General features: G+C 48.0%; 30 protein-coding genes. 7 read left to right on the plus strand and 23 right to left on the minus strand.

What is annotated here, in order from left to right:
* Positions 1 to 252: 252 nt before the first annotated feature.
* From MRBLPE1_RS28560 to MRBLPE1_RS28570, 3 genes are all read right to left on the minus strand, one after another.
* Complete coding sequence (locus MRBLPE1_RS28560) at positions 253 to 708, minus strand: EVE domain-containing protein (RefSeq protein ID WP_364152483.1); 456 nt, start codon at positions 706 to 708, stop codon at positions 253 to 255.
* A gap of 24 nt (positions 709 to 732) precedes the next feature.
* Entirely contained in the window at positions 733 to 1,278 is a 546-nt protein-coding gene (locus MRBLPE1_RS28565) for a DinB family protein (RefSeq protein WP_364152486.1), read from the minus strand.
* A 67-nt stretch (positions 1,279 to 1,345) separates the two neighbouring features.
* Positions 1,346 to 2,293 carry a helix-turn-helix transcriptional regulator gene (locus tag MRBLPE1_RS28570; RefSeq protein ID WP_364152489.1) on the minus strand — a complete coding sequence of 316 codons (948 nt, stop codon included), beginning with the start codon at positions 2,291 to 2,293 and terminating at the stop codon, positions 1,346 to 1,348.
* Positions 2,294 to 2,467: 174 nt separating this feature from the next.
* Here MRBLPE1_RS28570 and MRBLPE1_RS28575 point away from each other — a divergent pair, with 174 nt between their 5' ends.
* On the plus strand, positions 2,468 to 3,316 hold the full coding sequence (locus tag MRBLPE1_RS28575) for a LysR family transcriptional regulator (RefSeq protein ID WP_364152492.1): 849 nt from the start codon (positions 2,468 to 2,470) through the stop codon (positions 3,314 to 3,316).
* On the opposite strand, the gene MRBLPE1_RS28580 is transcribed toward MRBLPE1_RS28575, so the two are convergent.
* Positions 3,313 to 3,966 (minus strand): NADPH-dependent F420 reductase, encoded by a 654-nt coding sequence (locus tag MRBLPE1_RS28580; RefSeq protein WP_364152495.1) that lies wholly within the window; start codon positions 3,964 to 3,966, stop codon positions 3,313 to 3,315. The two genes, MRBLPE1_RS28575 and MRBLPE1_RS28580, sit on opposite strands and share 4 nt — an antisense overlap.
* 368 nt (positions 3,967 to 4,334) lie before the next feature.
* Complete coding sequence (locus tag MRBLPE1_RS28585) at positions 4,335 to 4,613, minus strand: alpha/beta-type small acid-soluble spore protein (protein ID WP_364152498.1); 279 nt, start codon at positions 4,611 to 4,613, stop codon at positions 4,335 to 4,337.
* Between the two features lie 487 nt (positions 4,614 to 5,100).
* Between MRBLPE1_RS28585 and MRBLPE1_RS28590 the strand changes: the two genes are divergently transcribed.
* Positions 5,101 to 5,382 carry a hypothetical protein gene (locus MRBLPE1_RS28590; protein WP_364152501.1) on the plus strand — a complete coding sequence of 94 codons (282 nt, stop codon included), beginning with the start codon at positions 5,101 to 5,103 and terminating at the stop codon, positions 5,380 to 5,382.
* Between the two features lie 110 nt (positions 5,383 to 5,492).
* Positions 5,493 to 5,774: a hypothetical protein gene (locus tag MRBLPE1_RS28595; protein ID WP_364152504.1), complete on the plus strand. Its 282-nt coding sequence runs from the start codon at positions 5,493 to 5,495 to the stop codon at positions 5,772 to 5,774.
* Positions 5,775 to 5,860: 86 nt separating this feature from the next.
* Here MRBLPE1_RS28595 and MRBLPE1_RS28600 read toward each other — a convergent pair whose 3' ends face one another.
* The 4 genes from MRBLPE1_RS28600 to MRBLPE1_RS28615 all read right to left on the minus strand — a co-directional run bounded on the left by MRBLPE1_RS28600 (position 5,861) and on the right by MRBLPE1_RS28615 (position 10,300).
* Positions 5,861 to 6,322 carry an SRPBCC family protein gene (locus tag MRBLPE1_RS28600; protein WP_364152507.1) on the minus strand — a complete coding sequence of 154 codons (462 nt, stop codon included), beginning with the start codon at positions 6,320 to 6,322 and terminating at the stop codon, positions 5,861 to 5,863.
* A 196-nt stretch (positions 6,323 to 6,518) separates the two neighbouring features.
* Entirely contained in the window at positions 6,519 to 7,943 is a 1,425-nt protein-coding gene (gene araA / locus MRBLPE1_RS28605) for an L-arabinose isomerase (protein ID WP_364152510.1), read from the minus strand.
* A 42-nt stretch (positions 7,944 to 7,985) separates the two neighbouring features.
* The gene (locus MRBLPE1_RS28610) at positions 7,986 to 8,681 is read right to left on the minus strand and encodes an L-ribulose-5-phosphate 4-epimerase (RefSeq protein WP_364152513.1); all 696 of its coding nucleotides are present in this window, start codon (positions 8,679 to 8,681) and stop codon (positions 7,986 to 7,988) included.
* 2 nt (positions 8,682 to 8,683) lie between these two features.
* Complete coding sequence (locus MRBLPE1_RS28615; RefSeq protein ID WP_364152516.1) at positions 8,684 to 10,300, minus strand: xylulokinase; 1,617 nt, start codon at positions 10,298 to 10,300, stop codon at positions 8,684 to 8,686.
* 412 nt (positions 10,301 to 10,712) lie between these two features.
* On the opposite strand from MRBLPE1_RS28615, the gene MRBLPE1_RS28620 reads away from it, so the two are divergent.
* Positions 10,713 to 11,804: a GntR family transcriptional regulator gene (locus tag MRBLPE1_RS28620; RefSeq protein WP_364152519.1), complete on the plus strand. Its 1,092-nt coding sequence runs from the start codon at positions 10,713 to 10,715 to the stop codon at positions 11,802 to 11,804.
* A gap of 179 nt (positions 11,805 to 11,983) precedes the next feature.
* Here MRBLPE1_RS28620 and MRBLPE1_RS28625 read toward each other — a convergent pair whose 3' ends face one another.
* From MRBLPE1_RS28625 to MRBLPE1_RS28635, 3 genes are all read right to left on the minus strand, one after another.
* On the minus strand, positions 11,984 to 12,778 hold the full coding sequence (locus MRBLPE1_RS28625) for an SDR family NAD(P)-dependent oxidoreductase (protein WP_364152522.1): 795 nt from the start codon (positions 12,776 to 12,778) through the stop codon (positions 11,984 to 11,986).
* Positions 12,779 to 12,989: 211 nt separating this feature from the next.
* Positions 12,990 to 14,009, minus strand: coding sequence for an AraC family transcriptional regulator ligand-binding domain-containing protein (locus MRBLPE1_RS28630; RefSeq protein ID WP_364152525.1), 1,020 nt, complete (start codon positions 14,007 to 14,009; stop codon positions 12,990 to 12,992).
* Between the two features lie 86 nt (positions 14,010 to 14,095).
* A complete protein-coding gene (locus MRBLPE1_RS28635) occupies positions 14,096 to 14,440 on the minus strand; it encodes a winged helix-turn-helix transcriptional regulator (RefSeq protein ID WP_364152528.1) in 345 nt (114 codons plus the stop codon).
* Between the two features lie 143 nt (positions 14,441 to 14,583).
* On the opposite strand from MRBLPE1_RS28635, the gene MRBLPE1_RS28640 reads away from it, so the two are divergent.
* On the plus strand, positions 14,584 to 14,937 hold the full coding sequence (locus MRBLPE1_RS28640) for a DoxX family protein (protein ID WP_364152531.1): 354 nt from the start codon (positions 14,584 to 14,586) through the stop codon (positions 14,935 to 14,937).
* Between the two features lie 361 nt (positions 14,938 to 15,298).
* Here the strand turns inward: MRBLPE1_RS28640 and MRBLPE1_RS28645 are convergent, their stop codons facing one another.
* The 4 genes from MRBLPE1_RS28645 to MRBLPE1_RS28660 all read right to left on the minus strand — a co-directional run bounded on the left by MRBLPE1_RS28645 (position 15,299) and on the right by MRBLPE1_RS28660 (position 17,399).
* The gene (locus tag MRBLPE1_RS28645) at positions 15,299 to 15,763 is read right to left on the minus strand and encodes a phage tail protein (RefSeq protein ID WP_364152534.1); all 465 of its coding nucleotides are present in this window, start codon (positions 15,761 to 15,763) and stop codon (positions 15,299 to 15,301) included.
* A 24-nt stretch (positions 15,764 to 15,787) separates the two neighbouring features.
* Positions 15,788 to 16,267, minus strand: coding sequence for a GyrI-like domain-containing protein (locus MRBLPE1_RS28650; RefSeq protein ID WP_364152537.1), 480 nt, complete (start codon positions 16,265 to 16,267; stop codon positions 15,788 to 15,790).
* A 206-nt stretch (positions 16,268 to 16,473) separates the two neighbouring features.
* Positions 16,474 to 16,896 carry a DoxX family protein gene (locus MRBLPE1_RS28655; RefSeq protein ID WP_364152540.1) on the minus strand — a complete coding sequence of 141 codons (423 nt, stop codon included), beginning with the start codon at positions 16,894 to 16,896 and terminating at the stop codon, positions 16,474 to 16,476.
* Between the two features lie 23 nt (positions 16,897 to 16,919).
* A complete protein-coding gene (locus MRBLPE1_RS28660) occupies positions 16,920 to 17,399 on the minus strand; it encodes a GyrI-like domain-containing protein (protein WP_364152543.1) in 480 nt (159 codons plus the stop codon).
* A gap of 108 nt (positions 17,400 to 17,507) precedes the next feature.
* On the opposite strand from MRBLPE1_RS28660, the gene MRBLPE1_RS28665 reads away from it, so the two are divergent.
* On the plus strand, positions 17,508 to 18,473 hold the full coding sequence (locus MRBLPE1_RS28665; protein WP_364152546.1) for a helix-turn-helix transcriptional regulator: 966 nt from the start codon (positions 17,508 to 17,510) through the stop codon (positions 18,471 to 18,473).
* A gap of 90 nt (positions 18,474 to 18,563) precedes the next feature.
* On the opposite strand, the gene rlmH is transcribed toward MRBLPE1_RS28665, so the two are convergent.
* The 3 genes from rlmH to MRBLPE1_RS28680 form a co-directional block, all read right to left on the minus strand.
* Entirely contained in the window at positions 18,564 to 19,043 is a 480-nt protein-coding gene (gene rlmH / locus MRBLPE1_RS28670) for a 23S rRNA (pseudouridine(1915)-N(3))-methyltransferase RlmH (protein ID WP_364152549.1), read from the minus strand.
* 176 nt (positions 19,044 to 19,219) lie between these two features.
* Positions 19,220 to 19,387, minus strand: a complete 168-nt coding sequence (locus MRBLPE1_RS28675) for a CxxH/CxxC protein (RefSeq protein ID WP_364152552.1) — start codon at positions 19,385 to 19,387, stop codon at positions 19,220 to 19,222.
* Between the two features lie 247 nt (positions 19,388 to 19,634).
* Positions 19,635 to 20,975 (minus strand): S1C family serine protease, encoded by a 1,341-nt coding sequence (locus tag MRBLPE1_RS28680; protein ID WP_364152555.1) that lies wholly within the window; start codon positions 20,973 to 20,975, stop codon positions 19,635 to 19,637.
* 206 nt (positions 20,976 to 21,181) lie between these two features.
* Here MRBLPE1_RS28680 and MRBLPE1_RS28685 point away from each other — a divergent pair, with 206 nt between their 5' ends.
* Positions 21,182 to 21,403 carry a hypothetical protein gene (locus tag MRBLPE1_RS28685; protein ID WP_364152558.1) on the plus strand — a complete coding sequence of 74 codons (222 nt, stop codon included), beginning with the start codon at positions 21,182 to 21,184 and terminating at the stop codon, positions 21,401 to 21,403.
* Here the strand turns inward: MRBLPE1_RS28685 and MRBLPE1_RS28690 are convergent.
* From MRBLPE1_RS28690 to walK, 4 genes are read right to left on the minus strand one after another with little or no spacing between them, the layout of a single operon-like run.
* Positions 21,372 to 22,178 carry an MBL fold metallo-hydrolase gene (locus MRBLPE1_RS28690; protein WP_364152561.1) on the minus strand — a complete coding sequence of 269 codons (807 nt, stop codon included), beginning with the start codon at positions 22,176 to 22,178 and terminating at the stop codon, positions 21,372 to 21,374. The two genes, MRBLPE1_RS28685 and MRBLPE1_RS28690, sit on opposite strands and share 32 nt — an antisense overlap.
* Before the next feature lie 32 nt (positions 22,179 to 22,210).
* Positions 22,211 to 22,966 (minus strand): two-component system regulatory protein YycI, encoded by a 756-nt coding sequence (gene yycI, locus MRBLPE1_RS28695; protein ID WP_364152564.1) that lies wholly within the window; start codon positions 22,964 to 22,966, stop codon positions 22,211 to 22,213.
* 31 nt (positions 22,967 to 22,997) lie between these two features.
* Positions 22,998 to 24,449, minus strand: a complete 1,452-nt coding sequence (locus MRBLPE1_RS28700) for a YycH family regulatory protein (RefSeq protein ID WP_364152567.1) — start codon at positions 24,447 to 24,449, stop codon at positions 22,998 to 23,000.
* Complete coding sequence (walK, locus tag MRBLPE1_RS28705) at positions 24,446 to 26,296, minus strand: cell wall metabolism sensor histidine kinase WalK (RefSeq protein ID WP_364152570.1); 1,851 nt, start codon at positions 26,294 to 26,296, stop codon at positions 24,446 to 24,448. Before walK ends, MRBLPE1_RS28700 begins: the two co-directional genes overlap by 4 nt.

The raw sequence follows: 26,296 nt of genomic DNA on the forward strand, positions 1-26,296 counted from the left end.
TATTTCTTGAGAAAGATTTTCAATATTATATTGCGAGTCAAAAATAAGGCAATAAACTTTGGAGAACGGTGTAACATTTTCGCCTCCATGACGGGAATTTGCGGGATCAAACCGGGCTCTCGCAGTCAGATTGCGAGGGACAAATCTTACCTCAGCAGCTAAAAAATAGAGACCCAAAAGGATCCCTATCATTAAAAAAGCAGTTTTTTGTAAAATAAAAATTGTAATAATAAAACAATAAAGCATGCATGCCTAGCTGTTTCCCTTATCATCCAGCATCGCGCGGGAAATCGTCAGGAAATCTTCCCGCTCAATCTGGAAATGGCCGTAACGAAAGGCATACCCCCAATTTCGGTTTCCTCTTGTGAAGCTGAGCTGATCCAACAGATCGGCAATCTTCACTTCCCGGCACCGTGAATAGTGAATATTTCGGCGAAAAGGCACAAAGGTATCGGACATCCGATATTCATAGACCTGCTCGTCCGCTACCTGCCCAATAGCGGTGAAGGCTTGGAGCGGCTTCCCTTGCGCCATTTCCGTTCGCGGCGAGTAGTAGATCAGCCAATCGCCAGGGCGCATCCTCCGTAAAGGCGCTGACTTCCCGTGGCAGAGCTGGGCGAATCCGCCCTGTGTCCCCCGCTCCACATGCGAAGCGGATACGACGCCGATCCAGTAGCGGCTATGCCCGCTGGTTGTATCCATCGGCATGGTTCCCATCCTCCTCCACCTCTATTATAGGATCTCTTTGCTTTCTAACCGCTTTTTCAAACGGTCCATCTGCAGGAGATGATGGCGGTAGTGCATTTCGATAAGCAAAAACCATTCTTTCGCATGCAGCCCCCCGAATCGCGGATGGGCGGCCGTATTTTGCGCAGATGCCTTTTCGAGCATCGGCTCGACCTCTTTCATCCGGCGGATCACGGCATTCAAACCCTCGATCAGCTGTTCTTTGCTGTCCGGCTGCTGCGGCGTATATTGCGGGGAAGGCGGAACCTGAATTCGGATGGGCGGAAAACCGCCTTGATCAAAAATAGCTGCGCCCTCTTTTGTTTTCTCCCCCGCAGAGGAAGCGGGATCCTCACTTTGCGTCAAACATTGCTCCAGATTACGAAGGTGCATATACAGGGCCGAGTTAATAAGATGCTGGTACATTTGTCCAAGCGACCACTCGTCCTCGCTTGGTTGGCGCTTCAACTGCTCCATGCTGAAGCTTTCTAATTCAAGAAGATAGCGATTCGCGATTTCTTCAAACTGCTGTAATGCCGGTGCGGTGTTCATATCCTTCAAACAGCTCCTTTATAATCATCTAACCCCACTATACAAAAACGCTACTGACAACAGTATGTCAGTAGCGTTTCAACATTTTTTCAGCTTCGGCACGAACCGTATTCCGGAAAGACTCAGGCTCCAATACGACAACATCCGCTCCCCAGCCGAGGACCCATTGCAGTAATTCTTCAGGCTGTCGGACGCGAAAACTCACATGTAAGCCATTCTCATTCTCCTCTGCTTCTTCCATGTAAAAGTTATTCGATTCCTTTATCTTATCCGCTATGTCAGGGTTTGCCTGGATACATACTCTTACATTGCGGTCATCAGGCGGCTTGTAATCATGCAAATGGAAATCGGACGGGATCTTATACCGATCCTCCAGAACGGTAAGCTCCGTCATCCGCGACAAGCGGAAATGGCGAATTTCTTGCCTTAGATCACACCTTGCAATCAGGGTCCATGACCCTTGTTTAAGCACTAGCCCATAAGGCGCGGCAGAACGAACACTTTGCCGGTTCCCATCGGTCCCGGGCATTCTTTTGGAATAACCGAATTCTACCTTCTGCTCCATTAATATAGCCTGCCGGATCGATTCGATGTATGCTTTCTCCCGTTCATTCGAAACATCTTCGCCCGGTTTGAGCAGCCGAATGGCCTTACGTACCCGGGCTGCTTCGCTGCGGACACGTTCCGGCAGGATCGCTTCAATTTTGCTTCGTGAGGATTGCGCCTTCATGCCATAGTCGTTATCGAATTTTTGTTCGATAAAGTCCGTCCCAATGAGCAGCGTCACGGCTTCCTCCACGGTGAAGCTGATTGGCGGCAGAAAATAGCCTTCCATCAAGGAATAGCCCAAACCGGGGGCTCCTACCACCGGTACTCCCGCTTCGCTGAGCGCCTGAATATCCCGATAAATGGTCCTTACGCTCGTCTCAAAAACTGCCGCCAAATCCTCGGCCCGTATCATCTTCTTACGCTGCAGCTCTAGCACGATGGCTAACATCCGGTCTGTTTTGTTCATGCTGCTGCCTCCCCCCGAGAAAATATACTATTTCCATTCTATACTAAATAGGGAAAAATCGATATATTCCGCGTTGACTGCGCAGAGGGACAGGAGCAGGACGTATTTCTTATACTTCCACATATTTCAATATATGATAAATGGCATACCACCTACCAGGGATGAGAGTGATTCGTGAATACGGAATTTTTAAAAGGATTTATGGAAACGGCGCGGACGAAAAGCATTTCGAAAGCAAGCGAAGCACTGCATATTTCGCATACCGCACTCAGCAAACAGCTGAGAAGCTTAGAGCAGCAGTTTGATGTACAGCTTTTTGTCCGTTCCTCTCATGGCGTTGAATTAACCGAAGCCGGGGAAGTCCTATATGAATCCTCAAGGGCATTGCTCGATCGGCTATCCGTGTTAACTAAGGCGCTGGAGCCATATAAGGTATGGCAGCGGATCCGAATTGGAACGGTCCCTGATATCGCATCGCAGTATTTACTTCCTTCGCTTCACAAATTAGAGGAGCATGGCCATGAAGTGGAATTAGTGTTCCGGCAATCCACGACCGAGGCATATAAGCTGTTGTTCGATGGGGAAGTGGATCTGCTCGTTGCCGAACGAATCTCCTTGCATCCATCCGTATGGATGGGTGATCTGCACCGGGAGCCTTTATTCGTGGTCATGCCGAAGCAGCATCCATTTGCAACAAAAACAGCAGTTACACTTCCCGAACTAAGCAGCCAGCCCCTTGTTCTTTATGCCGAAGGTTGTACCATTCGGGCAAAATTGACTGATTTATTCGCTACCGCGTGTCATCCTATGAATATAAAAACCGAGGTTAACTTCAAAGAAGTCATCCTCGGTTATGTGGACAATGGCGGTGGACTCACGGTACTGCCCGAACCTTACGTTAAGCCGTTATCATCGGATCGTTTAGTCAGCGTGCCGCTGAGCCATCCCGATGCCCAACGAACGATTGCCGTTTTTAGTACGAACCGGGCGAAAGCCCAGAAGATTTACCGGTTACTAAGCTAATTGGCAGGCACGGCTTCCTTGATGCCAAATAATTGGAGCGAAATATACGGATAGGTGCCATAGCGGACAGCCAGTTCCAATTCCAAAAGCGTGAAACGTTCAATCGTACGATTATTGGCGAGTCTGCCCGCATGGAGAAAACGAAACGGGAGAGGCTCGAAGCGCTCAATGAACTGGCGAACAGCCTCTTCATCATCCCCCGTAACAAGCACATCGCTTTTTTGATCCTCAAATACCGGGTTCTCAAATACTTTGAAAAATGTATTTTTAAAGGCGCCGACTACTTTAGATTCCGGCAGTAAAGACTGGAGCCGTTCGGCGGAGGATTCACCCCATGCCGTAGTAAATCCGCTGAAGTCGTTGTTAAAAGGATTTGAGATATCAACGACTATTTTGTTTTTGATCTTTTCTTTATGGGCTGCTGCCCATTCTATCATTGCCGATGCTGGAAATGCGGGGATGATAATATCGGCCTGCAGCGCTTCCTCATAAGAGCCGGTTACGATCCCGTCCAATTGAAAGGTTTTCGCCAATTCCGCTGCTTCCGCCGGATTGCGTGATCCCCAAAATACTTGGCCCCCCGCATATGCTGCTGCTTGTTTCACCAAAGCCTTCCCCATATTGCCTGTTCCTAGTACGCTGATTTTCATGATCATCACTCCTTCTCTGAATTGATTTCAGATTATCAAAGAAGGGGATGCTGCAGAAGTTCTACAATTTCGTACCCATCCCACTTTTGGTTTCGGCCCATAAATTCCCCGCTAATCCTCCAAAAACGGTCTTGGGAGGAGATTTACGAGCTTCCGGAATCCTTCCACCGGGATCAATGCGAGCATTGGATCGGGCTCGCCGATTTGATTGTTCAGTATACAAAGCATAAGTGAATATGGAATTGTAGGCTAGGTAAGCAGTTAGCGGTTGGTTCCTATCCAAGCAGAAGCCGTCCGAATCGGAAGTTTTGGATGACGAAAAAGCAGGGATATGTATCCCTGCTTTTTTTAATAATCTGGCTAAAAGCCTATTCTTGGTTCGATATACGATCCTGTGCAAGCCGAATCATCTCCCGAACCATCGAACCTCCGATTTTTCCGCCAATATGGCCGGCCGATTCTGTCGTCAATCCGCCATTGTCGCCAGGCTTTAGCGGGATACCCAGCTCCTTGGCCACCTCGTATTTTACATCATCCGGTCTGTTCGGGTTAACGTCATAGCCTTCGCGTTTCATTACCTCTGCTTTGAATGCTTGCATGCCCTGTTCCGCTCCCGGTACAATGTATCTTCTTCTCCTTCTAGCCATTCTGCTCACTCCTCTGTTTTTCCTTTAGGTTGTCCAACCGCTGGCCATAATACCCTGCAGTTTTCTATAGATCGCTGAGGAGAGAACCTGTCTGAACATTTTGGTCGTAATGCCCCCTTTCTTGCTTAAACATACTGCTGCGGCCCTCATGAATTCCAACACTCTTTTTCCAACATAAAGTTACAACACATTACTACATCAAGATCTCGATTTTTGTTTTAAATCCTTCAAACTCTTCCAACCTATTCGCTTCCGGCTCTTCATAGTATCTCGTTCGTGAAGCATTAGAAAGTCAACGCTATCAAGCTATTTTCTCCTATAGTCTGTCACTTTTAGAAGGGAATCAGACTTGCTTACTGGCCGACATTCGGACAAAAATTTTTGTCTAAATATTTTTATGTACTTGGTTTATAACTCGACAGAAATTCTATTACATGCTTGCTATAATCTAGTTAACTCTTAATACTAGGTTGGGGGGAATAGTAGAATGGAAGCTATTTTATTGTTCATCTGGAATCTTATGATGGTAGTCAAACGGGATACTGCAAAACAGACTGATAAAGGTACACCCGCCTGTCTTGGCAAAGTCTATTCGTTTGAAGCGTATTTGATTAAGAAGCAATCGATATCTGTCTTGCCGGATAGGCAAAACAATATTGAGACGCTCCAGCCAAGCAGCCCCATACAGAAAAGCCCGCAGCGCAGCACGCGTACCGAATGGCAGATTTGGTGCGAGAATAATAGAATGCTTTTCCAGAACTCCGCTTAACGTTCTCCGCTTGGGTAAGATTGCTCTAATTGTTGAATAGCGCGACATATACTGTGATTTATTGTTGGTGTATCGTGGTTAACCAATTTAAAACTGGGAGGAATGAAAAAATGAAAACAATTTTCTTCTTTTTCTGGAATCTTATCCTGGGAATCAAACGAGCCGTTAGCCAGCGGTTTGATAAGGATACAACATTTGTTTTATCCTATTCGTTTCTAACCCCTATGTTAGGAAAACAATTGGCGGCCGCAGACCTGCCCGACGGGCAAAAGCTGCCTTCCAATAAGCTCCAATCATCCGTCTTTTTTCTGAAAGACCAGCAAAACCATGCGCGTGCCGAATGTCGGATTTGGTGCGAGAACGATAGAATCTTATTCCTGAGTTCCGCTTGAGGAGCTAATCTTAGCGTAACTTTTTTTGGCCGAAATGGAAGGCCGCCCCCATTCGGGTGGCCTTCGGTAGAACGGATTTCCTGCTTTCAAAAGCCGGTTTTGGCTTCTGCTTCAGCAACCTCTTTTACTTTCTCCAGAAATTTAATAACGACCTTTTCATTTGCGAAGATCATAAAAAGCTTCACATACCACTTTAATGCTTTATTGGTTGTAGTGTATCTTAGCTTTGTTTTCTGATCATTTACCCGATGCAATTCATATAAAGCCGTGATTTCGAAGGAGTTAGCCAACGTAAAACCAATCTTCACTCTCTTATCGTTCAAGTTATTTAAATATTCTAGCGTATGGACATCATATTCCTCGATGCGTTTGCCTTCTTTATACTTTTGACGGTAGATACTGCCGACAACTTCTTTCGTTATGATGACAGGTTTATTCTCCACCACTTGAGGCATAATCTTTTGCATTTGATCTAACGAGCCGTCTAGATACTTCCATACTTGTTCGATTGGTGCGTTTATCTCAATTTCACTTGACCATTGCTTCAATATCTTTGCCCCCTGTTTAGATCCCCGTAAATCCATTCTGCATGATTGATGAAAAATTGTAGACCGGAATGTTATATCAAATCTACGCTTTACCACAACTTGCAGCGAAAAAAAAGCGAAATGATCCAAAAAACAAAAAGAAACCGTTTCTTGGTAAATGAATTAGCCATTTACGTAAGAAACGGTTGTTTTATAATTACTTAATAACGACGTATTCCAAGTTAACCAGTTTGGCGTAGGTTACGATTTGGTCTGTCGTCAGGTTCAAGGAAACGACGGTATGGTGGCCGCCGCCATTCTCGATCCAAGCTTTCACTCCATCCTGGAAGTTCGGCTTCACAGTCCAGAGGACGCGAGCAACAGGAAGATTAGGAGCCGGAACCGTCGGCTCGAATGCGGAAACCTCGTTGATCAGCAATTTATAATGAGTGCCGAAGTCAGCCATGGATACAACGACGCCTTCGCCGGCTTTGCCGTCGAATACCAGACGCGCTGGATCTTCTTTACCGCCGATTCCGAGCGGGGAAACAATGATTTTCGGCTTGTTGCTTGCCAAGGACGGATCTACCTCGAGCATATGGGATTGCAGGATGGCTTCCTGTCCGGCCGCCATTTCGTAGGTGTAATCCTCCATAAAGCCCGTGTTTTGATTGCGGCTCATTACTTTCAGCAAGCGATCGAGCGCGGACGTCTTCCAGTCGCCCTCGCCGGCAAAGCCATAGCCCTGTGCCATCAGACGTTGGACGGCAAGACCAGGAAGCTGTTTCATTCCATGCAAATCTTCGAAGTTCGTCGTGAAGGCATTATAACCTTTTTCGTCTAAGAAACGTTTGAGGGCGATTTCATAACTTGCTTGGACTCTGACGCTCGCTTCCCAGGCTTCTTTGTTGTTCGTGCCGTAATCGAATTCGTAGAGCTCCGCATATTGGCCCATCAGATCATCGATTTCCTGCTCCGTAACGGCATTCACGTATTGCACGAGGTCGCCGATGCCGTAATAGTCCACGGTCCATCCGAATTGGATTTGGGCCTCGACCTTGTCCCCGTCCGTTACGCCAACATTGCGCATGTTATCGCCGAAACGAGCCACTTTGATGTTGAAGCTTTCGTTATAGGCAACCGCTACGTCCATCCAATCCGCAATTTGCTGCTGCACTTCCGCACGTTCCCAGTAGCCTACGACGATTTTGTTTTGTTTCTTCAGACGGGCATTGATGAAGCCGTATTCGCGGTCGCCGTGAGCGGCCTGGTTCAGGTTCATGAAGTCCATGTCAATCGTTGCCCAAGGAATGCTTTCATTGAACTGGGTTGCCAAGTGAAGCAGAGGCTTCTGCAGTAATTTCGTACCGCGAATCCACATTTTCGCAGGTGAGAACGTATGCATCCATGTGATGACACCCGCCACTTCGTCGCGATAGTTGACTTCTTTCATGATGCTTGTAATTTTATCTGCGCTTATAGCAAGGTCCTGCAAGACAATCGGGTAAGGGAGCACACCGCTATTATTCAAGGCATCAGTCATCGTCTGCGCGTGGGCTTTTACTTCTGCCAGCGCTTCTGCCCCGTACAAATGCTGTGAACCTACGACGAACCAAAACTGTTTATCTGCTGTTGTTGACATCTTAATCATCCTCTTTTCTGTATTTTATAATGGCTAAGGCTATTACTTCTGCCCGTAGTAGGCATCTTTCCCGTGTTTCCGAAGGTAGTGCTTATCCAGAATGCCTTGCGGCAGTTCTTTGGCAAAATTGTTCAATTGCCGCGCGTACAGATTCATTTTGCACACTTCCTCCAGCACGACGCTGTTCACGACCGCCGACTTCACGTCTTTCCCCCAAGTGAAAGGCGCATGTCCCTGGAGCAGAACGGCCGGGATCGCCATAACATCCAATCCGCGCTTCTCGAATGTTTCGATAATAACGTGACCCGTCTCCGCTTCGTATCCCCGGTCAACCTCCTCTTGGTTCAAGAACCGTGCGCAAGGTACGGCGCCATAGAAGGTGTCCGCATGCGTCGTTCCCATGACGGGTACATCGAGTCCCGCTTGCGCCCAGATGGTTGCCCAGGTCGAGTGAGTATGCACAATACCGCCAATTTGCGGATAGTGTTTGTACAACACGGCGTGAGTTGCGGTATCAGAGGAAGGTCTCATGTCTCCCTCGACCACATTACCGTCGAGATCCACAACGACCATGTCGCTTGGTTTCATCTTTTCATAGCTAACTCCGCTCGGTTTGATCACGAACAGGCCGCTTTCCCGATCGATGGCGCTCGCATTACCCCAAGTGAATTTCACAAGTCCGTGCTTCGGCAAATCCAGATTCGCTTGATATACCTCTTCTTTCAGTTGTTCTAACAACGTTAGTCCCTCCCGTTCTCTAGCAGATGGTCTACGGCGGCTTGTTCGATGGCGAGCCCTGCTTGGTATCGTTTGATGAATACTTGGAACCCTTCGACATCCGCTCTATCCGGAGCAATCTCCTGTCCTTCGGCATCTTTAAAGACTTTCTGCTCGAGGAACTCGTCAAGGCTCTCTTCTTGATCCTTGCCCGTCATGTAAGAAGCTAGAAGCGCCATGCCCCATGCCCCGCCTTCGCCGGCCGTCGACATGACCGAGATCGGTACGTTCAGCGCAGCGGCTAAAGCTTTTTGTCCAACGACAGGGGTTTTGAAGAGGCCGCCATGAGCCAAGATGCTGTCAATGGCCACCTGTTCGTTTTCGGTCAAAATGTCCATTCCCAGCTTCAATGCTCCGAAAGCAGTGAATAAGTGCGTTCGCATGAAATTAGCCAGATTAAAGTTGCTTTCAGGCGAGCGAACGAACAATGGCCTGCCTTTGTCGATTCCCGTAATATTTTCGCCCGAGAGATAACCGTAGCTAAGCAAACCGCCACCATCCGGATCGGCTTCCAATGCCTTATTCAACAACACGCTGAACAATTTGGCGGAATCCATGTTGTATCCCATCGCTTCGGAGAATTCGCGGAACAATCCCATCCAGGCGTTGAGATCGCTGGAGCAGTTGTTGGCATGAACCATGCCGACCGGACTGCCATTCGGCGTCGTGACCATATCGATCTCCGGATAAACCTTGGATAATTCTTTCTCCAATACAATCATTGCAAAAACGGAAGTGCCCACGGATATATTTCCCGTACGCTTCTTGACGCTATTCGTCGCAACCATGCCTGTGCCGGCATCGCCTTCCGGAGGACAGAGCGGAATGCCGGACTGCAGATCTCCGGCTGGGTCCAGAATGGCGGCTCCCGCAGCCGTCAGCTCGCCAGCTCGCTCGCCGGAGAGATATACCTTGGGAAGAAGATCCTCAAGCTTCCACGAATAACCTTTGGCTGCGATGAGTTCATCGAATTGCTCAACCATCGTTGGATGGTAATTATGGGTTGACTCATCTATAGGGAAGATACCGGAAGCATCTCCGATGCCGATCACTTTATTGCCGGTCATCAGCCAGTGGATATACCCGGCCAATGTCGTTACAAAATCAATGCGAGGCACATGCTCCTCTTGGTTTAATATGGCTTGGTACAAATGGGCGATACTCCAGCGCTCGGGGATATTAAATTGGAACAAGTCCGTTAGTTCCCTTGCTGCCGCGCCTGTTGTTGCATTGCGCCAAGTCCGAAACGGCACTAGCAGCTCACCCGTGCTATCGAATGCCATATAGCCGTGCATCATAGCGGAAAACCCGATTGAACCGACGGTCCGGAGGGTGACTCCGTAATTCCGTTCCACTTCCTGCTTCATTTCACGATAAGCGGTTTGGAGGCCTGTTATAATATCCTCCTGGCTGTACGTCCAATATCCGTCTTTCAACAGATTTTCCCACTCAAAGCTTCCCGATGCAATGGTCTCGAAACGATGATCGATCAACACCGCTTTGATCCGCGTAGATCCAAATTCGATACCCAGCGAAGTTTCTCCCTTGGTTATCGCTTCTTTCAATTCGACATGATTCATGATCACGTATGTCCCCTCTCTGTTCGTGGTTTAAACAGAAATTAAATCGCTCCTATCGCGATCTAACTTCGTGACTTAACCCCACCGACTACGAATCCTATACTTGCTGCATCCGATCGAATCGGTTAATTGATGAGACAACCGGAAGATTTCGACCGAAAGAAGGCGCTTTCTCATACTGACAGCCTTAGTATATTTTCTGTACGTACATTTGTCAATATAGTCTAATAGTTATACTAACATAAGTTGCTATGCCATCTTTATTCGTCTGATCATGGTGTTTTTCTAAGGACAAGCATGAAACTTGTACCATTGAAATCGCACATGATATCATTGCATTTGCATTTCATGCTATTCATGCTAAAATGTGTACGTACAACTTTTTCGAGCAACGATGAAAGAAGTGGATTGCATGAAGCCAAAGTACCAGCTCATTATTGATGATATCAAAAGTTATATCCTCTCGGGAACGTACAAAGCAGGCGAGAAAATCCCTTCGGAGCACGTTTTGCAGGAAAGCTACAACGTTAGCCGGCAGACGGTTCGAAAGGCCATTCTAGAGTTATCGAACGAGGGGTTCCTGCGAAGCGAGAGGGGATCCGGCACGTACGTCAGCAGCCAATACCGGTCCAGAACGGGTGCCAAAACCATAAATAAAACGATCGGCGTCATCACGACCTATATCTCGGATTACATCTTCCCCTCCATTATCCGCGGCATTGAAAGCCGATTAAATGAAGATAACTATTCATTGCTGTTAGCCAGTACAAATAATGATATCTCCCAGGAAAAAAAGGCGTTGGAAATGATGCTATCCTACGGCGTGGATGGACTGATTATAGAACCTACCAGAAGTAATGTATACAACCCCAATATCGCTTACTACCTGTCTTTTAAGGAGCAGGAGGTTCCGTTCGCGATGATCAATGCCTATTATGAAGAGTTGGAAGTTCCTTTCTTCTGTCTGGATGACGTGCAGTCCAGCTATCTTGCAACCCGGGAGCTGATTGCCAAAGGGCATACCCAGATTGGCATCATCGCGAAAATGGATGATTTGCAAGGGAAGTTTAGAATGAAGGGATTTATCAAGGCTCTTGGGGAAGCCAAATTACGGTTCCAGCAAGAGCATGTGCTTTCTTTCGATACATCGACAAAGTCGGACCTGTCCGCTAACTTGGAAGTGTATCTGAACGACAATCGGGATGAATTGACTGCGCTTGTGTGTTATAACGACGAGGTAGGATTGGAAGTCGTGCATGTCTGCAGAGAATTGGGAATCTCCATTCCGGACGAACTATCTATCATTGGCCAGGACAATTCATATTTCGCCAAAAACGCGAATATCAAACTAACGACGCTGACGCATCCCCAAGAACAAATGGGACGTGACGCAGCGGACTGGGTCATCAAGAATTTACAAGGCAAAAAAGACTTACCCACCAACACCTACTACCAGCCCATATTAATTGAGGGGGAAACAGTAAAAGCGATCGAAGTGGAATAGTTGAGGTCCGTGTTCTTACTTATGATAGGGTTCCCCATAACGGTCATATCGGCTAAATAACGAAAGGGGCATGCCACGGCCGCCCCTTCGTTGTTTCTATTGAATTCTTTATTGAACTATGCGCTATGATAGCCGACGAACCTTTAAGATAAACTCAGGGTTCTTTGAGAAGTTAATTATTAAAAAATAGTTGGTACCATTCCCCCATCCATTCGGATAGGGGATCCTCTAAATGCGGAAGCATAAGGGCTGCATACAAATGTAGCCAGTCTGCCTATTTCACTTGGTTCGATAAATCGCTGGATTTCAGATTGAGGCAGATTCGTTGTCATAAAGTTTTTCTCTTTTTCTGAAAACATCATATCCCCGTCAGGATAGATCCCCTCAATAATATGCTGCACATTTTCAGAAAGCGTCGGTCCTGGCATGATCGAATTAACTGTAACTCCGGTTCCTTTTGTTAATTTGGATAAACTTTTGGACAAGGATAATAGCATAGATTTGGTCATGCCATACTGAGGCATTAGTCCTGAGGGCATAACCGCTTCTTCACTCGCGATAAAGATAATCCGGCCATAATCATTCTTCAGCATTTTGGGTAGGTAAAATTTGGATAATCCATTTGCGGCAAGCACATTGGTACGGAAATAGGTTTCCCATACTTCGTCGCTGACATCGTCATATTGCATAATCTCATATCTGCCCATACTGTTAACCAGAATATCGACATCAGGAAATTTTTCAAATAATGCTTCTCTTTGTTGAATATTCACAAGATCGGCAACAGCATTCTGAGGAGAGGTAGCCGGGAAAGCGGATTTGATTTGGTCTACGGTTCGTTCGACCCCTTCATAGTTCCGGCCATTGATAAGTACGTTGACACCTTCTCTGGCAAGCTCGATCGCAATCGCTTTGCCTATGCCTTTCGTTGATCCTGTAACTAGCGCTGTTTTATTCTTTAATCCCATATCCATCGGACATTTCCCCTTTTATCAAAGCATTCCCATTCTTTTGTACTCCGGGTAGTGATTATATTACCTTGTCTGTCCGGTTCAGTAACTAGTATACTGCGCCAAAAATCTTGTTTAACACGACAAACAAAAACAAGTAACACTCTAACTCACTAGGGAATGGGCTGGGGGGGAGGAGAATCTATTAATGAATCACAGGCATGCTTAGCTGTCCTTATGAGAGCGAGGTTGTACCTAAATATTCATTACGCCAATTGGTAGGAGTATCGCCTTCCCAAAGGCGAAAAGCGCGGTAGAATGAGTTCTGATCTTCATATCCAATTAAGAAAGCCACTTCCTTAATATCAAGCGAGGGGTCTGCCAAGTACGCTCGTGCCTGCTCATGTCTGGCTTGTGTCAACAGGTTCTTGAAGCTGGTGTTCTCGTCAGTAAGTCTACGCTGCAAGGTACGAGCGCTCATCCTCAGCTCCTTCGCGACAGAACGAATGTCGGGGCGTCCACCTGTGAGACTGCGTTTCATGATCCATTTTACCATCTCCGTAATGGAATGATTCCGCTGATGTTCATCCAGCCATTGGTCCAGAGCAGGAGTCAAAATCTCCTGCAGCTCTTCGTTGTATGAGGCAAAAGATTGGTCCAGATCTCTTCGATGCAACGTCAATCGGTTTTTTGAGGCTTCAAGCCGGATTGGGCAGCCGAAGTACGCTTCAAGAACCTGCACATCACCAATAGCGTGCATAAATTCGACCGACTGCGCCGTCACATGTTGACCTGTGCCCCGGCGCCCCAGTTCCACAAGAAAAGCCAGCGTAATGCCAACCAGTATCGGCGGACCGGGCTGCTCGGCGTGCAGCCATTCCATTTCAATGATACATTGCTCTCCCTCTTCTTTGATGCTTAGGCTTTCGGGGGGACACAGTTTTTTGTACCGAGCCATTCGGCGTAGAGCATCGCGGTAGTCACGAGCGTGGTAAGTTGCTAAGACAGGTGGTGGGTACTTTGCTGTTTCGAATACGGTCGCAAGCTGGATGATGCCTTTGGCAGTATCACCAATAAGATCGGAATAAGCCTGCCAAATCGCGAAATATTGAGCGGTAGTGACTATCGGTTCATTGACAATGGTAAGCGGAAGTCTTGCTCTACGTGCTACATTGTGGGCAGCAACCCCTAATTGACGTAAGCCTGCCCAAAATCCTAGGGGCATTTTAATACGGTCAGAAGCATGAGATTTCATAACATTTACCCCTCCTTAGACTGAAATTCCGCCCTATTTATGATACGGTTCACCGTAACGATTTTAACGGCGAAATTCCATCCAGATTAATTGCTTGAATGATTCACTCCGTACAGCTCATTCATATGCTCAATATGGGATACTCCCCAATCATTTAATACCTGAAGCACAGTGCTTAAACCTTTGCCATATTCCGAAATCGAATATTCTACTTTCGGAGGGATTTGATTGTACACCTCGCGATGGACGATATCTTGATACTCAAGTTCCCTTAATTGTTGGGTGAGCATCCTCTTGTTAATATCCGGTATTGCTTTTTGAAGCTCGCTGAATCTCATTGTACCGTTTGAAATAAGCTGAAGCAGAATGACAGGTTTCCATTTCCCTACTAATATATCCAACGCCGATTCAAATTTACAATAAGACTGCAATTCCTCCACACTCCCCTTTACTTTGTTAAGGTAACTTTTTATTTACTATGTTATGTTAAAGTGCCTACTTCACTTCGTCTACTCATCGGGTTTATTATACCTTTATCGGTTAACAGTACGAGATCAGGAGGATGGCATAATTAATGAATATCACGTTATGGGTCGTACAAGTTGTTGCAGCACTAGTTTTTCTCTACGGAAGCTGGTTAAAGGCGTTTCAGTATGAAAAGGCCAGGGAGTCTTGGGGGTGGATAAAAGACGTTCCAAAAGCATTTGTGGTCTTTATTAGTTTAGTAGAATTATTGGGTGTACTTGGAATCGTCCTTCCTCTCGCGACGAATATCACGCCTATGTTAACCCCAATTGTTGCAACCGGACTTGCCGCAATCGTCCTTTTTGGTGCCCTCTTTCATGTTAAACGTAAGGAATACCGAGAGATCGTCCTGAACATAGTCCTTTTCGCGTTAACAGTATTTGTTGCTATCGGTCGTTTTTAAGCCGACATATAAGCTCATATTAGGGGCATCCGCTACGGATGTCCCTAATACTTTTTGCTTCGTTTGCGGAGCAAGTAACTAACAACTCAACAAGACCTGCTCTCCTTTTTTCTCTTTATTTCCATGTTGCGTCAGAACCCCTTCCCACAAATAAAATTTGCGTCATTTGTGATAAGGTTCAGCGTAACATCTATAGGGCGAAATCAAAGGAACCCAACTCTCTGCGCAGTTGAATATACTCGCGCCTAGACGCGCTCGTGGTGTGCCATATTTCGCTTTACTTGTACGTTATTGTTTAGAAAATAGATAAGCCCCTATTCTCCATTCGGAATAAGGGCTTATATCTATCACACTCGATACCTTAATATTGTCCTTTAATGACAAAGAACGAACCTCGAATTGTCCCAGCTAGTTTGGACTTCTGCCTAGCAAACTTAAACTTCCCTTCTAACTCCTTTGGTACCTCCATTCCCTCAGAAAGCTTAAAACCTACAGCCCGCTTTTTAGGGTCATCAACCGTATACATGACATTGATCCCAAGACCATCCTCATAAAAAACGTAGGCAAATTGGATATTTTCCACTTGAAAACGCGCCGTTTCTAGAGGTTTGGCCGCAAACTCAATATCCCGTTCTTCTTTCAGAATTCGGTTCACATAATCAAGGGTCTCCTGGCTTTCGCCAGCTGGTACAACCGTAAATTCATGCTTGTATTTGTTCATAAAGTAACGGGCTTCATTAGCACGTAAACCAGCAAGCGCTTCTGCTACTGGTGAAGACTCTAAACCAACCGTAGACACATTTTTAAAATCAACGATATAGGACATCCTCATTCCTCCTGCTGATCTCATTTACTTATTTACAACCGGAATCCACATTTCACCATATACAAAGCCATCTCGCTGCCCCATCTCAACCGTTGCATTGGGCCCGCCAACATAGGCGTAATTATCGGCTGCTGGCAAAGCTTGACCAAAGGCAATGCCAGTAAGCATACTACTCAACTCATCTGCCGACTTCCCTTCACCTTTAACGACGAGGTATTGTCCCTTAGGGAATTGGATCACTCTGTGTTCTTCCGGTATCGATGAATTTGCCATGACGCCAGCATAATACATCATCTTCTGATTTACCGCTTCGTTTACGGCAAAAATATAGTCGTTCGCAGCGATAGCCTTTAACGTGTCAAGCCTTCCATCCTGCTCCACTGCCCGCCAAAAGTTTTCCTTCTCCTTGTTCATGCCGGCATAATCTGTGTAATCGCTCTTCAGCTCCGTTCCAATACCAAGAACGATAAAGCTGTCTTTTTCCTCAAAGGTATATGTTGCCATCATCCCAGCTCCTTTTTTTGAATGGATCAATTGATTTGTTATTTCACTTGATGGGTTTATCATAAACATAAATCATGTCAAAATATGATACTGTTTAGAGGGCTGCCGATTATTCTCTCCCACAGCACACCCTACCTAATATTAATTTTTTTTGTAGTAGAAGTCTATCGGATTAACGAATGGACTAGCGTCAATTTTACTCCCCATTAGAGTCTGCGGCTTTTCGGACGCAGCGCCCAGGAGGCGATGCCGAGCGCGGCATAGAAAAGCGGAAGAATAATATGGAATCCACCATCGCCGTAATCATTAGCGAACGCATGAGATAAGGCCGCACCCGTCATTAGAAAAAAGATACCGCTATAAGCCCATTCCTTAAGCCGGGGGAAACCTGGCATTACGATCGCAATGACTCCAAGCAATTTCCAAGTTCCGAGAATGTTCGTGACATATAACGGGAAACCAATATCGCTCACTAAATCGACATTGCCACCATATCGCATCATTTGCCCGATACCGCTTAATGCTATAGAGAATGCGAGAATGATTGTGACGGTCCAATAAGCGGCCATCCTTCCAATAGGGCGGGATTCAACCTTCGCAATTTTTTCATTACCTATAATCGTACTCATTCCCATTCCTCCTTTGATCTCGTTTACTTCTTCACAACCGGAATCCACATTTCCCCATATACAAGGCCGTCTCGCTGCCCCATCTCAACCGTTGCATTTGGCCCGCCGACATAGGCGAAGTTATCGGCTTCCGGCAAGACTTGACCAAAGGCAATGCCGGTAAGCAAACTACTCAACTCATCAGCCGTCTTCCCTTCGCCTTTAATGACGAGGTACTGTCCCTTAGGGAATTGGATCACTCTGTGTTCTTCCTGTACCGATGCTTCTGTCATGATGCCGGCATAATACATCCTCTTGCGGTTTACCAATTCGTTTACAGCAAAGATGTAGTCGTTCGCAGCGACAGCCTTTAAAGCGTCAAGCCTTCCCTCCTGCTCCACTGTCCGCCAAAAGTTTTCCTTCTCCTTGTTCATACCGGCATAGTCCGTGTAATCGCTCTTCAGTTCCATTCCAATACCTAGTACGCTAAAGCCGTCTTTTTCCTCAAGGGTATACAATGCCATCATCCAAGCTCCTTTTTTTGAATTGATCAAGTTATTTTGTTTTTTTCACTTGATGGGTTTATAATAACCATAAATCATTTCAAAATATGACACTGTTTAGAGGACCCGATGAAAAAAGTAGAACGGATTAACATCATCATGCGGTACATCAACAACCGCGCCCATTTTACCATTTCGGAAATCATGCATGAGTTTAACATCTCCCGTTCGACGGCGATTAGAGATATCAGGGAAATTGAAGCAATGGGAATGCCTCTAGTCGCCGAAGTCGGGAGGGACGGGGGTTATTTTGTGATGAACAACTCCGTCCTGCCCACTGTCCGCTTTACCGATAATGAGATTAAAGCTCTATTTATCGCCTTCATGGCCACACGAAATCTACAACTCCCTTATCTCAAGAGTCGCCACTCTTTAGCGGAAAAGTTGCTCGGCCTCATTTCTCAAAACCAGCAAGATGATCTTGTTCTGTTAAATCAAATCTTACTCTTCGAAGGTACCAACCCCCACAATCCTGACCTGCTTGATCTATCAGATCTGCCCCATCCTATGTTAGAACAACTCATCCAAATCCTTCTTATGGACAGCTACTTAGTGGTTTCCGTCGAAGAAGGAAGGGAAATAAAGTCTTATCCCATCTATCTCATGCACCTATATCGTGAAAAAAGCTCTTGGCAAATTGAAGGCTTCGACCTAGAGGAGGAAAAGAGGCGGATTATTCCTGTCGATAATCTAACCGATGTCAAACCATACCCCGAGAAAAAAAGAATAAGCAAGAAGAAGATTGTAGAACAGCTACGCAAGCAGGAAGAGGCCATCAACCTAGTCCTCGAACTTGGTCCCAAGGCGATTGCCCAGTTCAAAAAGTACCATCCATTAAAAATTACAATTTCATACACGAATCCTTATCAAACCACGGCTATTTTAAAGACATTCATCAATGTTCATCATCCGGATGAATTGACCGAAATAACAAATTGGATACTTTTCATAGGTGGAGATATCAAGGTCAGGGAGATACCGAAAGAAGTTGTAGAAGGATTATTGGAGAGAGTGGATGTTTTAGGGAACAAGTAATTGACCATAACTACCGCCTGTAAAGCTCATCGCAGATAAAGCGATGGCATAGTCTCGATCATTCTTATTAGGTTTATCTTGCAATTCGCTCTATTTATGGTACGGTTCCCCCCGATTTATCTTCACAGCCCGATAAATCTGCTCCACCAGCACCAGGCGCATCAGCTGGTGCGGCAAGGTCATGCGCCCAAAGCTAAGCTTCTGCTGGGCGCGCTTCAACACCGCGGGAGCAAGACCATTGCTCCCGCCAATAACAAAAGCCACGTGGCTGCGCCCATACGTGGCTAATTTATCGAGCTGGCCCGCGAGATCCTCGCTGGACCAGAGCTCGCCTTCAAGCGCGAGCGCGACGACGTGCGCATCAGGCTTCAGCTGCGCTAGAAGCCTCTCGCCCTCTCGCTCGCGCACAATCGCTTCCTCCGCCGGACTCATCGTCTCCGGCGCTTTCTCATCGGGCACTTCCGTGAGCGTAAGCTTCACGTAAGGCCCTAACCGCTTGGCATATTCCGCTATGCCAAGCACCAAATACTTTTCTTTCAGCTTGCCGACGGCGGCGATCTGTATATGCAAACCTGACACTTCCCTTTGGCTGACTCCAAAATTCGACTATCCTATTTGTTAACTTTTACATCCGTTTTTATCTGTCATTATTCCTTGTTTTACATCTCTTTAAATCTCATTATTCCTTTATATCTCTCTATATCTCACATGATTCCACGTTTTTTATTCCTTTAGCTTACTCTTCCCTAAACCACCAAAAAAGTAGCCGGCTCCGCACAAAAGTCGCATTTCCGCGGCGGATCCCAATCCGCGAACTGGGTTTCCTTCAAATCGACAACATCCGGCGCATCCTCATACTCATCTACAAATCGGTCCAATGCCGTTTCCATATGCTCTTTACATACACAATACATCGTCTGCACGCTTCCTATCCTAGTTGATTGTCTTCTTATGCCTCTAACCTGCGCTTATACTCACATGCATGTTTTAACGTTTTCGTTTCAACTTCCGTCTTACCAGTCTGTCCAAAATATCTATACACAGCATAGCAGAAAACGCCTCCCCATGTGAAGACGACAATTTTCGCACCCGATCCCCAAAACAAAAAAAACCGCAGCGCTCAAACGGTTGCCCGCCTGCGCACTGCAGCATCTATTATGCTTATTCCTCTTCTTCCTTCTCACCCAGCTTGAAATGCGTAACCTTCAGCTCTCCGTCCCGGTAAAAGCTAATTTCGATATCGTCGCCGATTTTTTTCTGATCGTACAAATATTTGCGAAGATCCATCGTACTTGCGATCGACTGGCGATCAAGCTTGACGATGACGTCGTTGAAAAGCAATCCCGCGTCCTTAGCAGGACCAACGGCCTCAAGCACGATGACGCCGTCATAAATATCGTCGGGCAGTTTAAGCTCCGGCAGAGCCTCTTCCGTAACGGCCCCAGCGTCTTCCTCCGGTGGTCCGCCTTCAGCATCCTGCTGCTCGTCCGCGAAGCCCTGCTGCTCCCAATACTGCTCCAGGTCCATGGTGTAGACACCGAGGTAAGGGCGCGGTACATGGCCAAGCTTGATTAAGGATTCGACAATCGGCATAGCCAGATTAATCGGAATGGCGAAGCCGATGCCCTCCACGCCGAGATCGGCTATTTTCATGCTGTTGATCCCCACCACGCGTCCGTTCAAATCAATAAGCGGTCCGCCGCTATTTCCTTGGTTAATGGACGCGTCAATCTGGATCACCTCTTGCTCCCAGTCATACACGCCATCCTGGTTTAGCGATACCGGCACGATTTGGTTTGTTTTGCTCACGCTGCCCGTCGTAACCGACTCCCCCAGCCCTAGCGGGTTGCCGATGGCAATAATATATTCAGCCGGACGCAAAGCCGATGAATCGCCTATTTCCGCAACGACATCAATACCCTTGTCGTCGATCTCGAGCACGGCAAGATCCGTAATTTGATCCTTGCCGACGACGCGGGCTTCGCGGGCCTCGCCGCTCATCAGAATCACCTGCACCGCCTGCGCCTGATCAATAACATGGTAATTCGTTATGATGATTGCTTTGCCATCCTTCTTGCTAATAATGACGCCAGAACCAACGCCGACTTCGCGCAGCGTCCCTTTTTCCTCCGAGCCCTCGGGAAGAGCCTCGCCATCGCCGATCCCGAGCGCAAACATCTGCTGATTAATGACGCTTACGACGGACGGCCTTACTTTCGCGGAAGCTTGTATGGGACGCTCAAGCGGATCAATCGCTTGCACGCCGCCGGCAGTTGCTACGGCTCCAGAGCCATTGCCGATCCCGCCGTCCCCTCCGAATACAAGGCCGAACAGCAGCGTAGCGGCAACCGCGCTTGTCATCGAGGAGACGAACGCAATGCGGACACTGGACCACTTGCGGCCGCGGCTTTTAAATGGGAAAACCAAGTCTCTTTTCCTACTCTCGCGAGCAGCACGCTTGGAAACCTTGGTCGAGTAAAAATCGTCGTCGAATAAGCTCATGACTATCGCTCCTCTCGATGTCTGAGACATCAAGACTATTTTTTTCAATCTAGGAATGTTTTCGGAAGAAATGACTAAAATAATAATAGATTCAGACGATCAAGCGTAAACGGCTGTCGGTTTCTTTTGGACGGCAAAAACCGTTTCGCCAGGAATTATTTCTTTTTAGGTGTAAATAATCGATCCGCCAAAGGAGAACTGCCAAGATGAAAACCAAAACCCCTGTTGCATGGGAGCATGTTCAGCTTGCTGCAAAGCTAGCAGATTTGAAGGATGACCACTATCGTACCGTACTCACTTTAAGCGCAATGCTAGAGTTGTTCATAGATAAGGGCATTCTAACAAGAGAAGAGTTAAGCGCCAAAGCCGATGCACTCGATGCCCAGCTGGAATCGGTTATTTCCGCCTCACTTCATCCCATGGGGTAGGCTTATCGTGGTACGTTGCCCGCAGGGGATGCTCTTCTTTCTTATAAAATATTCCGTGATCCTCCAAGATAGTATTCACGGTCAGCATCGCTAAATCCATTAAGTTATGATCAAGGCTCAAGTGAGCCAAATAGACACGTTTCGTTCGATCCGTCATGAGCTCCAGCAGCGCTTCGCCTGCTGCCACATTGGATAAATGGCCGACGTCGCTCAATATCCGGCGTTTTGTATTCCAGGGGTAGCGGCCCATCCGCAGCATCTCCGTATCGTGATTCGCCTCCAGCACCAGCACATCCGAGTCGATAATGTGACGCTTGACCTTTTCGCTGACATAGCCTAGATCCGTAGCCAAGCTTAGCTTTTCGCCATTCTCCACGAAGCAATAGCCAACCGGCTCTGCCGCATCATGCGAGATCGGATAGGACTGCACGGCCATTGAACCAAAGGATACCTCTTCGCCCGTTTCCATAAATACGCGTTTCTCTGGGGCAATCGTGCCGACATGCCTTTCCATGGCAGCCCACGTTGCCTCGTTTGCATAAATCGGTAAATCATATTTGCGGGCAAAAGCGCCCAAACCTTTAATATGATCGGAATGCTCATGCGTGACAAACAGCGCGTCCAATTGATGGCCCGACACTCCCCGCTCCCGCATGAGCTCATCCAGCTTCTTCGCGCTCATTCCCGCATCGACGATGACCATCTTCTCGTTCCCCTGGACAATTGTCGCATTGCCGGTTGAGCCGCTTCCCAGTACTGTAAATCGAAGTCCCATAATGCTCTTTCCTGTCCCTTCTCCCGCTCCCGTTAACGTAAACCGTTCGCTGCCGCTTCCCCTTGCTCTTCATCCGTTGCAACCTCGCCGTTTATTGCATGCACATAAAACAAATGGCCGTCCTCCAGCATGACGCGCCATGATGGCGCGGATACCTGTTTCTCCGAATCAAAGATCTGGCCTTTATAGCCCAGCTGAATATCAGAGATGACCGCCCCATCCGGCAAGTAGGTCTCGATCAAGCTCGCCACGACCTTCGCGGCAGGCAGCACCTGCTTCGCCTCGCCCGATCCAAGCAGCTCTACCCGGTCCTGCAGGAACGAAATGATTTTTTGGTCGCTGATATACAGCGTCAGCTTCACATCAAACATCGGCCTTCCTTCCACGACGCGATAGAGGACGAACTGATCGACGCTGCTGTTCAGCAAATCAAACTCATATTGGTCAAGCTCGGGGATTCGATCCCCAAGCGTCTTTAATAATTCTTTTTTCGAATAAATAATTGTGCTGTCCACCGGCTTGTCCAATATAACCGGCTCTGCGTTTTTGCGGCTGTCGGAGTGCAGGATGTACGGTAAATCCCCCAGCTCCGGCGTTTCCAGCGGCAGATTGGCCTCAAGCGATATCCGTTTCTGCTGCATAAGCAGCACTTTATCCTGCGGCAGCTCTGCCGTGTTTACATTTACGTTCAGCTGCTCTCTAATATCCAGCCAAAGCTGATACCCCAGCAAAATATTAAGCAGCAAAAACGAAATAATAAGCACGTTTTTCGCTCTTCCCCAATCCACTCGCCTTCACCTCCGACCGTCCGTAGTCTCGCTATTTTCTATCTCCGAAGAAGAGCTGGCTTCCCCCGCCGGCAGATAACGCCGCAGCACCCGCTCCGGTTGCCGCTGTTGCGGAGTCCGCATCCGCGTCGCCCTCATCCACCGAGCCCTGCGCAGATGAATCCTGCTGCTCAGGCGGCTCGTAACCGCTCGGATACGCCGATGCCAGCATTTCTTCCGTGCCATCCTTCAAGCGGACAGCCCATACGGGAGTGAACCGGAGCTGCTTCTCATCCACCGGCGCTGCCTGCAAAGCAGGGAACAACGCCGTGACCTCGCTGCGTCTTTTGTAATTCTTGAGCGTTTCCTGCAGCCCTTCGCCGCCCGGCAGCCATCGCACGCTGCGCGATTCCGACTGCGGTCCAAGCGTAATGAGCGATCTCGAATATTCCGTTACATCGCCTTGCTGGAGAGTGAGCCTCATATAGCCGTAACGGAACGGCGGCGTCGGAATAACCGGATACTGCTCCACATACTGCTTGAACCTGATATCCTTGCCTTCGCCTCCCGGAATCGCGTTCACGAACCGGTGTACGCCGTCCCATCCGCCGTGCTGGTTCACAAAGTCCACCGACGCATATACATTGTCGCTTAGCAGGTTCTCCGTAATTTGCGGCGCGCTGGGATCGGTATAGCTGATCCATTTGCCGTTTTGCTCCACCTGCAAGCCCCGTTTGCCATCGGTATAAATTTGCGAGCCGCCCCGGTCCTCCAGCGCTCTTGTCGTGCTGGGGTCAAAGAACAAGCTTCGCTGCATCAAATCGGGAGTATACGTCTCGTATGGAAAGAGCATTTCAGTCGTTTGAATCGGTGCAAGCGGGATATAGAGGCCGTCTCCCGTCATGGAATATTTGGGCTGGAACTGTCCGAAGCCCACATAGTCCTGCACGTCACGTACCGTCAAATCCGCACGGACCGACTCATAGACCACTTCACCGTCTGAACTAAAGAAGAAGGTTCGAATCTCCTCCGTGCCGGTTGTCTTGAAGATCCAGATACGGTCAATCGTCTCGTTCAAAAACAGCAGGTCGCCCTCCAGCTTCAGCAGCTTTTGCAGCAGCTCCACCGGAATCCCGTTCTCGAACCGCAGTTCAATCCCGATATCATTCTTCCGAATCTCTTCCCAGTTCAGCACATCCGAAGGGCTCCGCTGGAACCCCTTAAATTCTCTACCCTGTATGCGCTGATTAAGAATCATTTCGTAGAACTGCGTCCCCGGATAAATAACGGTATGCTTATTCCCGCCCAAATGAATGACGAGCTCCTCCGGAAAAATAACGCTCTCTACGCTCGTTGCCGTACCCATCGGCTCGGCATTGGCGTAATCCTGGTCGCTTCTTACCGTTGCGCCGAGGCCTGGCATGCTGTAAGCCAGCAAATAACTTTGCAGAAGGCTCAGCGCCACTAGAACGATAAGCGTTGTTGTCTTTATTTTTTCCCTCATGCCGGCTCACCCCCTTCCTGCAGCAGCGGGAGTGTGAAGGTAACCGTCGTTCCTTCATTAAGCTCGGAATGCAGTGAAATCGTGCCGCTGTGCGCCTTCACAATTTCCCGGGCAATCGAAAGTCCAAGGCCGGTACCGCCCATATTGCGTGAGCGGGCTTTATCCACCCGATAGAAGCGGTCAAAAATACGATCCAAATCCTTTTTCGGGATACCGATTCCCGTATCCTTGACGCTAATCGCCAGCAATGCCGAATCGGCCGGTTTCTTCGCAGTCAGCTCGATAGTACCGCCGTCCAGCGTATATTTAATCGCGTTGGAAAATAAATTATCAAGCACTTGGTCAATTTGGTCACGGTCCAGCCAAGCGGATCCAAGCCCTTTATCCACGCGTACCGCCGCTTTGATAGACTTTTGCCTAAGCTGGAACGAAAACCGGTCGGCGACCTCGTCCAGCATGTCATGCACATTGGTCTGCCGCCGGCGGAGCGGCGCTTGGTTCGAATCCAGCCGCGAGAGATGCAGCAAATCGGTTACGAGCCTAATCATCCGCTCCGTCTCATTGCGGATAACGCCAACAAAGCGCTCGGACAGCTCACGCTCTTCAAGCGCGCCGTCATTGAGAGCCTCCGCATAGCTCTTAATTGTCGTCAAGGGCGTCCGCAGCTCATGCGATACGTTGGCCACGAACTGACGGCGCGATTGCTCCAGCTTCTCTTGCTCCGTCACATCCTGCAGCACCGCGATCGTTCCCGTTATCCCCTTGTCGCGACGGTGAATCGGCGTAAAGGTTGCCCGCAGATGCCCCTCATCGCCGTCGCTCATATCCTGCTCATCCGCATTGCGCTCAATAAGCAGCGTCTGGCCACGGCCTTGCTGAAGCTCGTCCAAACGCTGCTCCGACAATTCGAACAGCTCGGATAATAAAAGTCCTTCAAAGGTCCGAACATCCAGCAGCTCCAGCGCACGCCTGTTCCATACAATGACCTTGCCGTTCTCGTCAGCCGCGACTACGCCGTCGCTCATATTCGATAAAACGGAAGCAAGCTTCTCATTCTCCTCTTCATTGACCGACAGCGCTTCCTTCAGCCTGATCGTCATATCGTTAAAAGCGACACTCAGGCTGCCGATCTCATCATCGCCAAGCACCGGAACCTGAAGATCGAATTTCCCCTGCGCAATGGCCTCTGCCTGCCGAGTCAATCCCTGAATCGGGCTCGTAATGGTGTGGGCGAGCAAAATGCCGAGCACACCCGTAAGCCCCAGCGCGATCAATGTACCCGAAAAGAAGATTTGATTGACCCGGTTCACCGTTTCATAGAGCTCATTCATAGAGGCTACGACATATACGACGCCGACGACCTTGTTATCGTTGATCGTCACCGGCTGCGCGATCATTTTCTTGCGCGTATTGTCCTCATCGATAATTTCTTGCTCGTTGTCGGTTATGTTCTGAAGCGCCCTGCTCACGGCCAGCGATTTGTTCTTCTGGCCGATATAGGACTGGTTGCCCTGAACCGATGTCGCTACCATCTTGCCGTTCGAATCCAGCACCTGTACCTCGGCGCCGCTGATACTGAACAGATTGCGAACGACAAGGCTAAGATCCTCCGTCGTGCTTTCTGATGAATCGCCTTCAATATCCGGCTTAGCCGCTAAGCTCGGAGCGGCAAATTTCGATAGAATATCGGCCTGCTCTTTTAAATTTTTGGTGAAGCTGTCTATTAAGGAGTTTTTAACCGTGCTGATAAAATAAACGCCAATCAGCTGCATCGCCACGAGTATGAGCAGCAAATAGATAATGACCAGCTTAACCTGAATGGTTCGGAAGAAGCTCTTGCCCTTCAT

Origin of the sequence: Paenibacillus sp. LPE1-1-1.1, assembly GCF_040676435.1 — a bacterium.
GTDB lineage: Bacteria > Bacillota > Bacilli > Paenibacillales > Paenibacillaceae > Pristimantibacillus.

Excerpts from the sequence above, each read along its gene's own strand:
- MRBLPE1_RS28660 (WP_364152543.1), bottom strand. The coding sequence starts at position 17,399 with ATGGCATTGTATACCCTTGAGGAAAAAGACGGCTTTAGCGTACTAGGT.
- MRBLPE1_RS28615 (WP_364152516.1), bottom strand. The coding sequence starts at position 10,300 with ATGAATCATGTCGAATTGAAAGAAGCGATAACCAAGGGAGAAACTTCG.
- MRBLPE1_RS28675 (WP_364152552.1), bottom strand. The coding sequence starts at position 19,387 with ATGTATTGTGTATGTAAAGAGCATATGGAAACGGCATTGGACCGATTT.
- MRBLPE1_RS28585 (WP_364152498.1), bottom strand. The coding sequence starts at position 4,613 with ATGGCTAGAAGGAGAAGAAGATACATTGTACCGGGAGCGGAACAGGGC.
- MRBLPE1_RS28570 (WP_364152489.1), bottom strand. The coding sequence starts at position 2,293 with ATGAACAAAACAGACCGGATGTTAGCCATCGTGCTAGAGCTGCAGCGT.
- araA (WP_364152510.1), bottom strand. The coding sequence starts at position 7,943 with ATGTCAACAACAGCAGATAAACAGTTTTGGTTCGTCGTAGGTTCACAG.
- MRBLPE1_RS28685 (WP_364152558.1), top strand. The coding sequence starts at position 21,182 with ATGAAAACCAAAACCCCTGTTGCATGGGAGCATGTTCAGCTTGCTGCA.
- walK (WP_364152570.1), bottom strand. The coding sequence starts at position 26,296 with ATGAAGGGCAAGAGCTTCTTCCGAACCATTCAGGTTAAGCTGGTCATT.
- MRBLPE1_RS28655 (WP_364152540.1), bottom strand. The coding sequence starts at position 16,896 with ATGAGTACGATTATAGGTAATGAAAAAATTGCGAAGGTTGAATCCCGC.
- MRBLPE1_RS28580 (WP_364152495.1), bottom strand. The coding sequence starts at position 3,966 with ATGAAAATCAGCGTACTAGGAACAGGCAATATGGGGAAGGCTTTGGTG.
- MRBLPE1_RS28590 (WP_364152501.1), top strand. The coding sequence starts at position 5,101 with ATGGAAGCTATTTTATTGTTCATCTGGAATCTTATGATGGTAGTCAAA.
- MRBLPE1_RS28620 (WP_364152519.1), top strand. The coding sequence starts at position 10,713 with ATGAAGCCAAAGTACCAGCTCATTATTGATGATATCAAAAGTTATATC.
- MRBLPE1_RS28665 (WP_364152546.1), top strand. The coding sequence starts at position 17,508 with ATGAAAAAAGTAGAACGGATTAACATCATCATGCGGTACATCAACAAC.
- MRBLPE1_RS28630 (WP_364152525.1), bottom strand. The coding sequence starts at position 14,009 with ATGAAATCTCATGCTTCTGACCGTATTAAAATGCCCCTAGGATTTTGG.
- MRBLPE1_RS28645 (WP_364152534.1), bottom strand. The coding sequence starts at position 15,763 with ATGTCCTATATCGTTGATTTTAAAAATGTGTCTACGGTTGGTTTAGAG.
- MRBLPE1_RS28595 (WP_364152504.1), top strand. The coding sequence starts at position 5,493 with ATGAAAACAATTTTCTTCTTTTTCTGGAATCTTATCCTGGGAATCAAA.
- MRBLPE1_RS28560 (WP_364152483.1), bottom strand. The coding sequence starts at position 708 with ATGCCGATGGATACAACCAGCGGGCATAGCCGCTACTGGATCGGCGTC.
- MRBLPE1_RS28625 (WP_364152522.1), bottom strand. The coding sequence starts at position 12,778 with ATGGATATGGGATTAAAGAATAAAACAGCGCTAGTTACAGGATCAACG.
- MRBLPE1_RS28690 (WP_364152561.1), bottom strand. The coding sequence starts at position 22,178 with ATGGGACTTCGATTTACAGTACTGGGAAGCGGCTCAACCGGCAATGCG.
- MRBLPE1_RS28680 (WP_364152555.1), bottom strand. The coding sequence starts at position 20,975 with ATGAGCTTATTCGACGACGATTTTTACTCGACCAAGGTTTCCAAGCGT.
- MRBLPE1_RS28650 (WP_364152537.1), bottom strand. The coding sequence starts at position 16,267 with ATGGCAACATATACCTTTGAGGAAAAAGACAGCTTTATCGTTCTTGGT.
- MRBLPE1_RS28565 (WP_364152486.1), bottom strand. The coding sequence starts at position 1,278 with ATGAACACCGCACCGGCATTACAGCAGTTTGAAGAAATCGCGAATCGC.
- MRBLPE1_RS28640 (WP_364152531.1), top strand. The coding sequence starts at position 14,584 with ATGAATATCACGTTATGGGTCGTACAAGTTGTTGCAGCACTAGTTTTT.
- MRBLPE1_RS28700 (WP_364152567.1), bottom strand. The coding sequence starts at position 24,449 with ATGAGGGAAAAAATAAAGACAACAACGCTTATCGTTCTAGTGGCGCTG.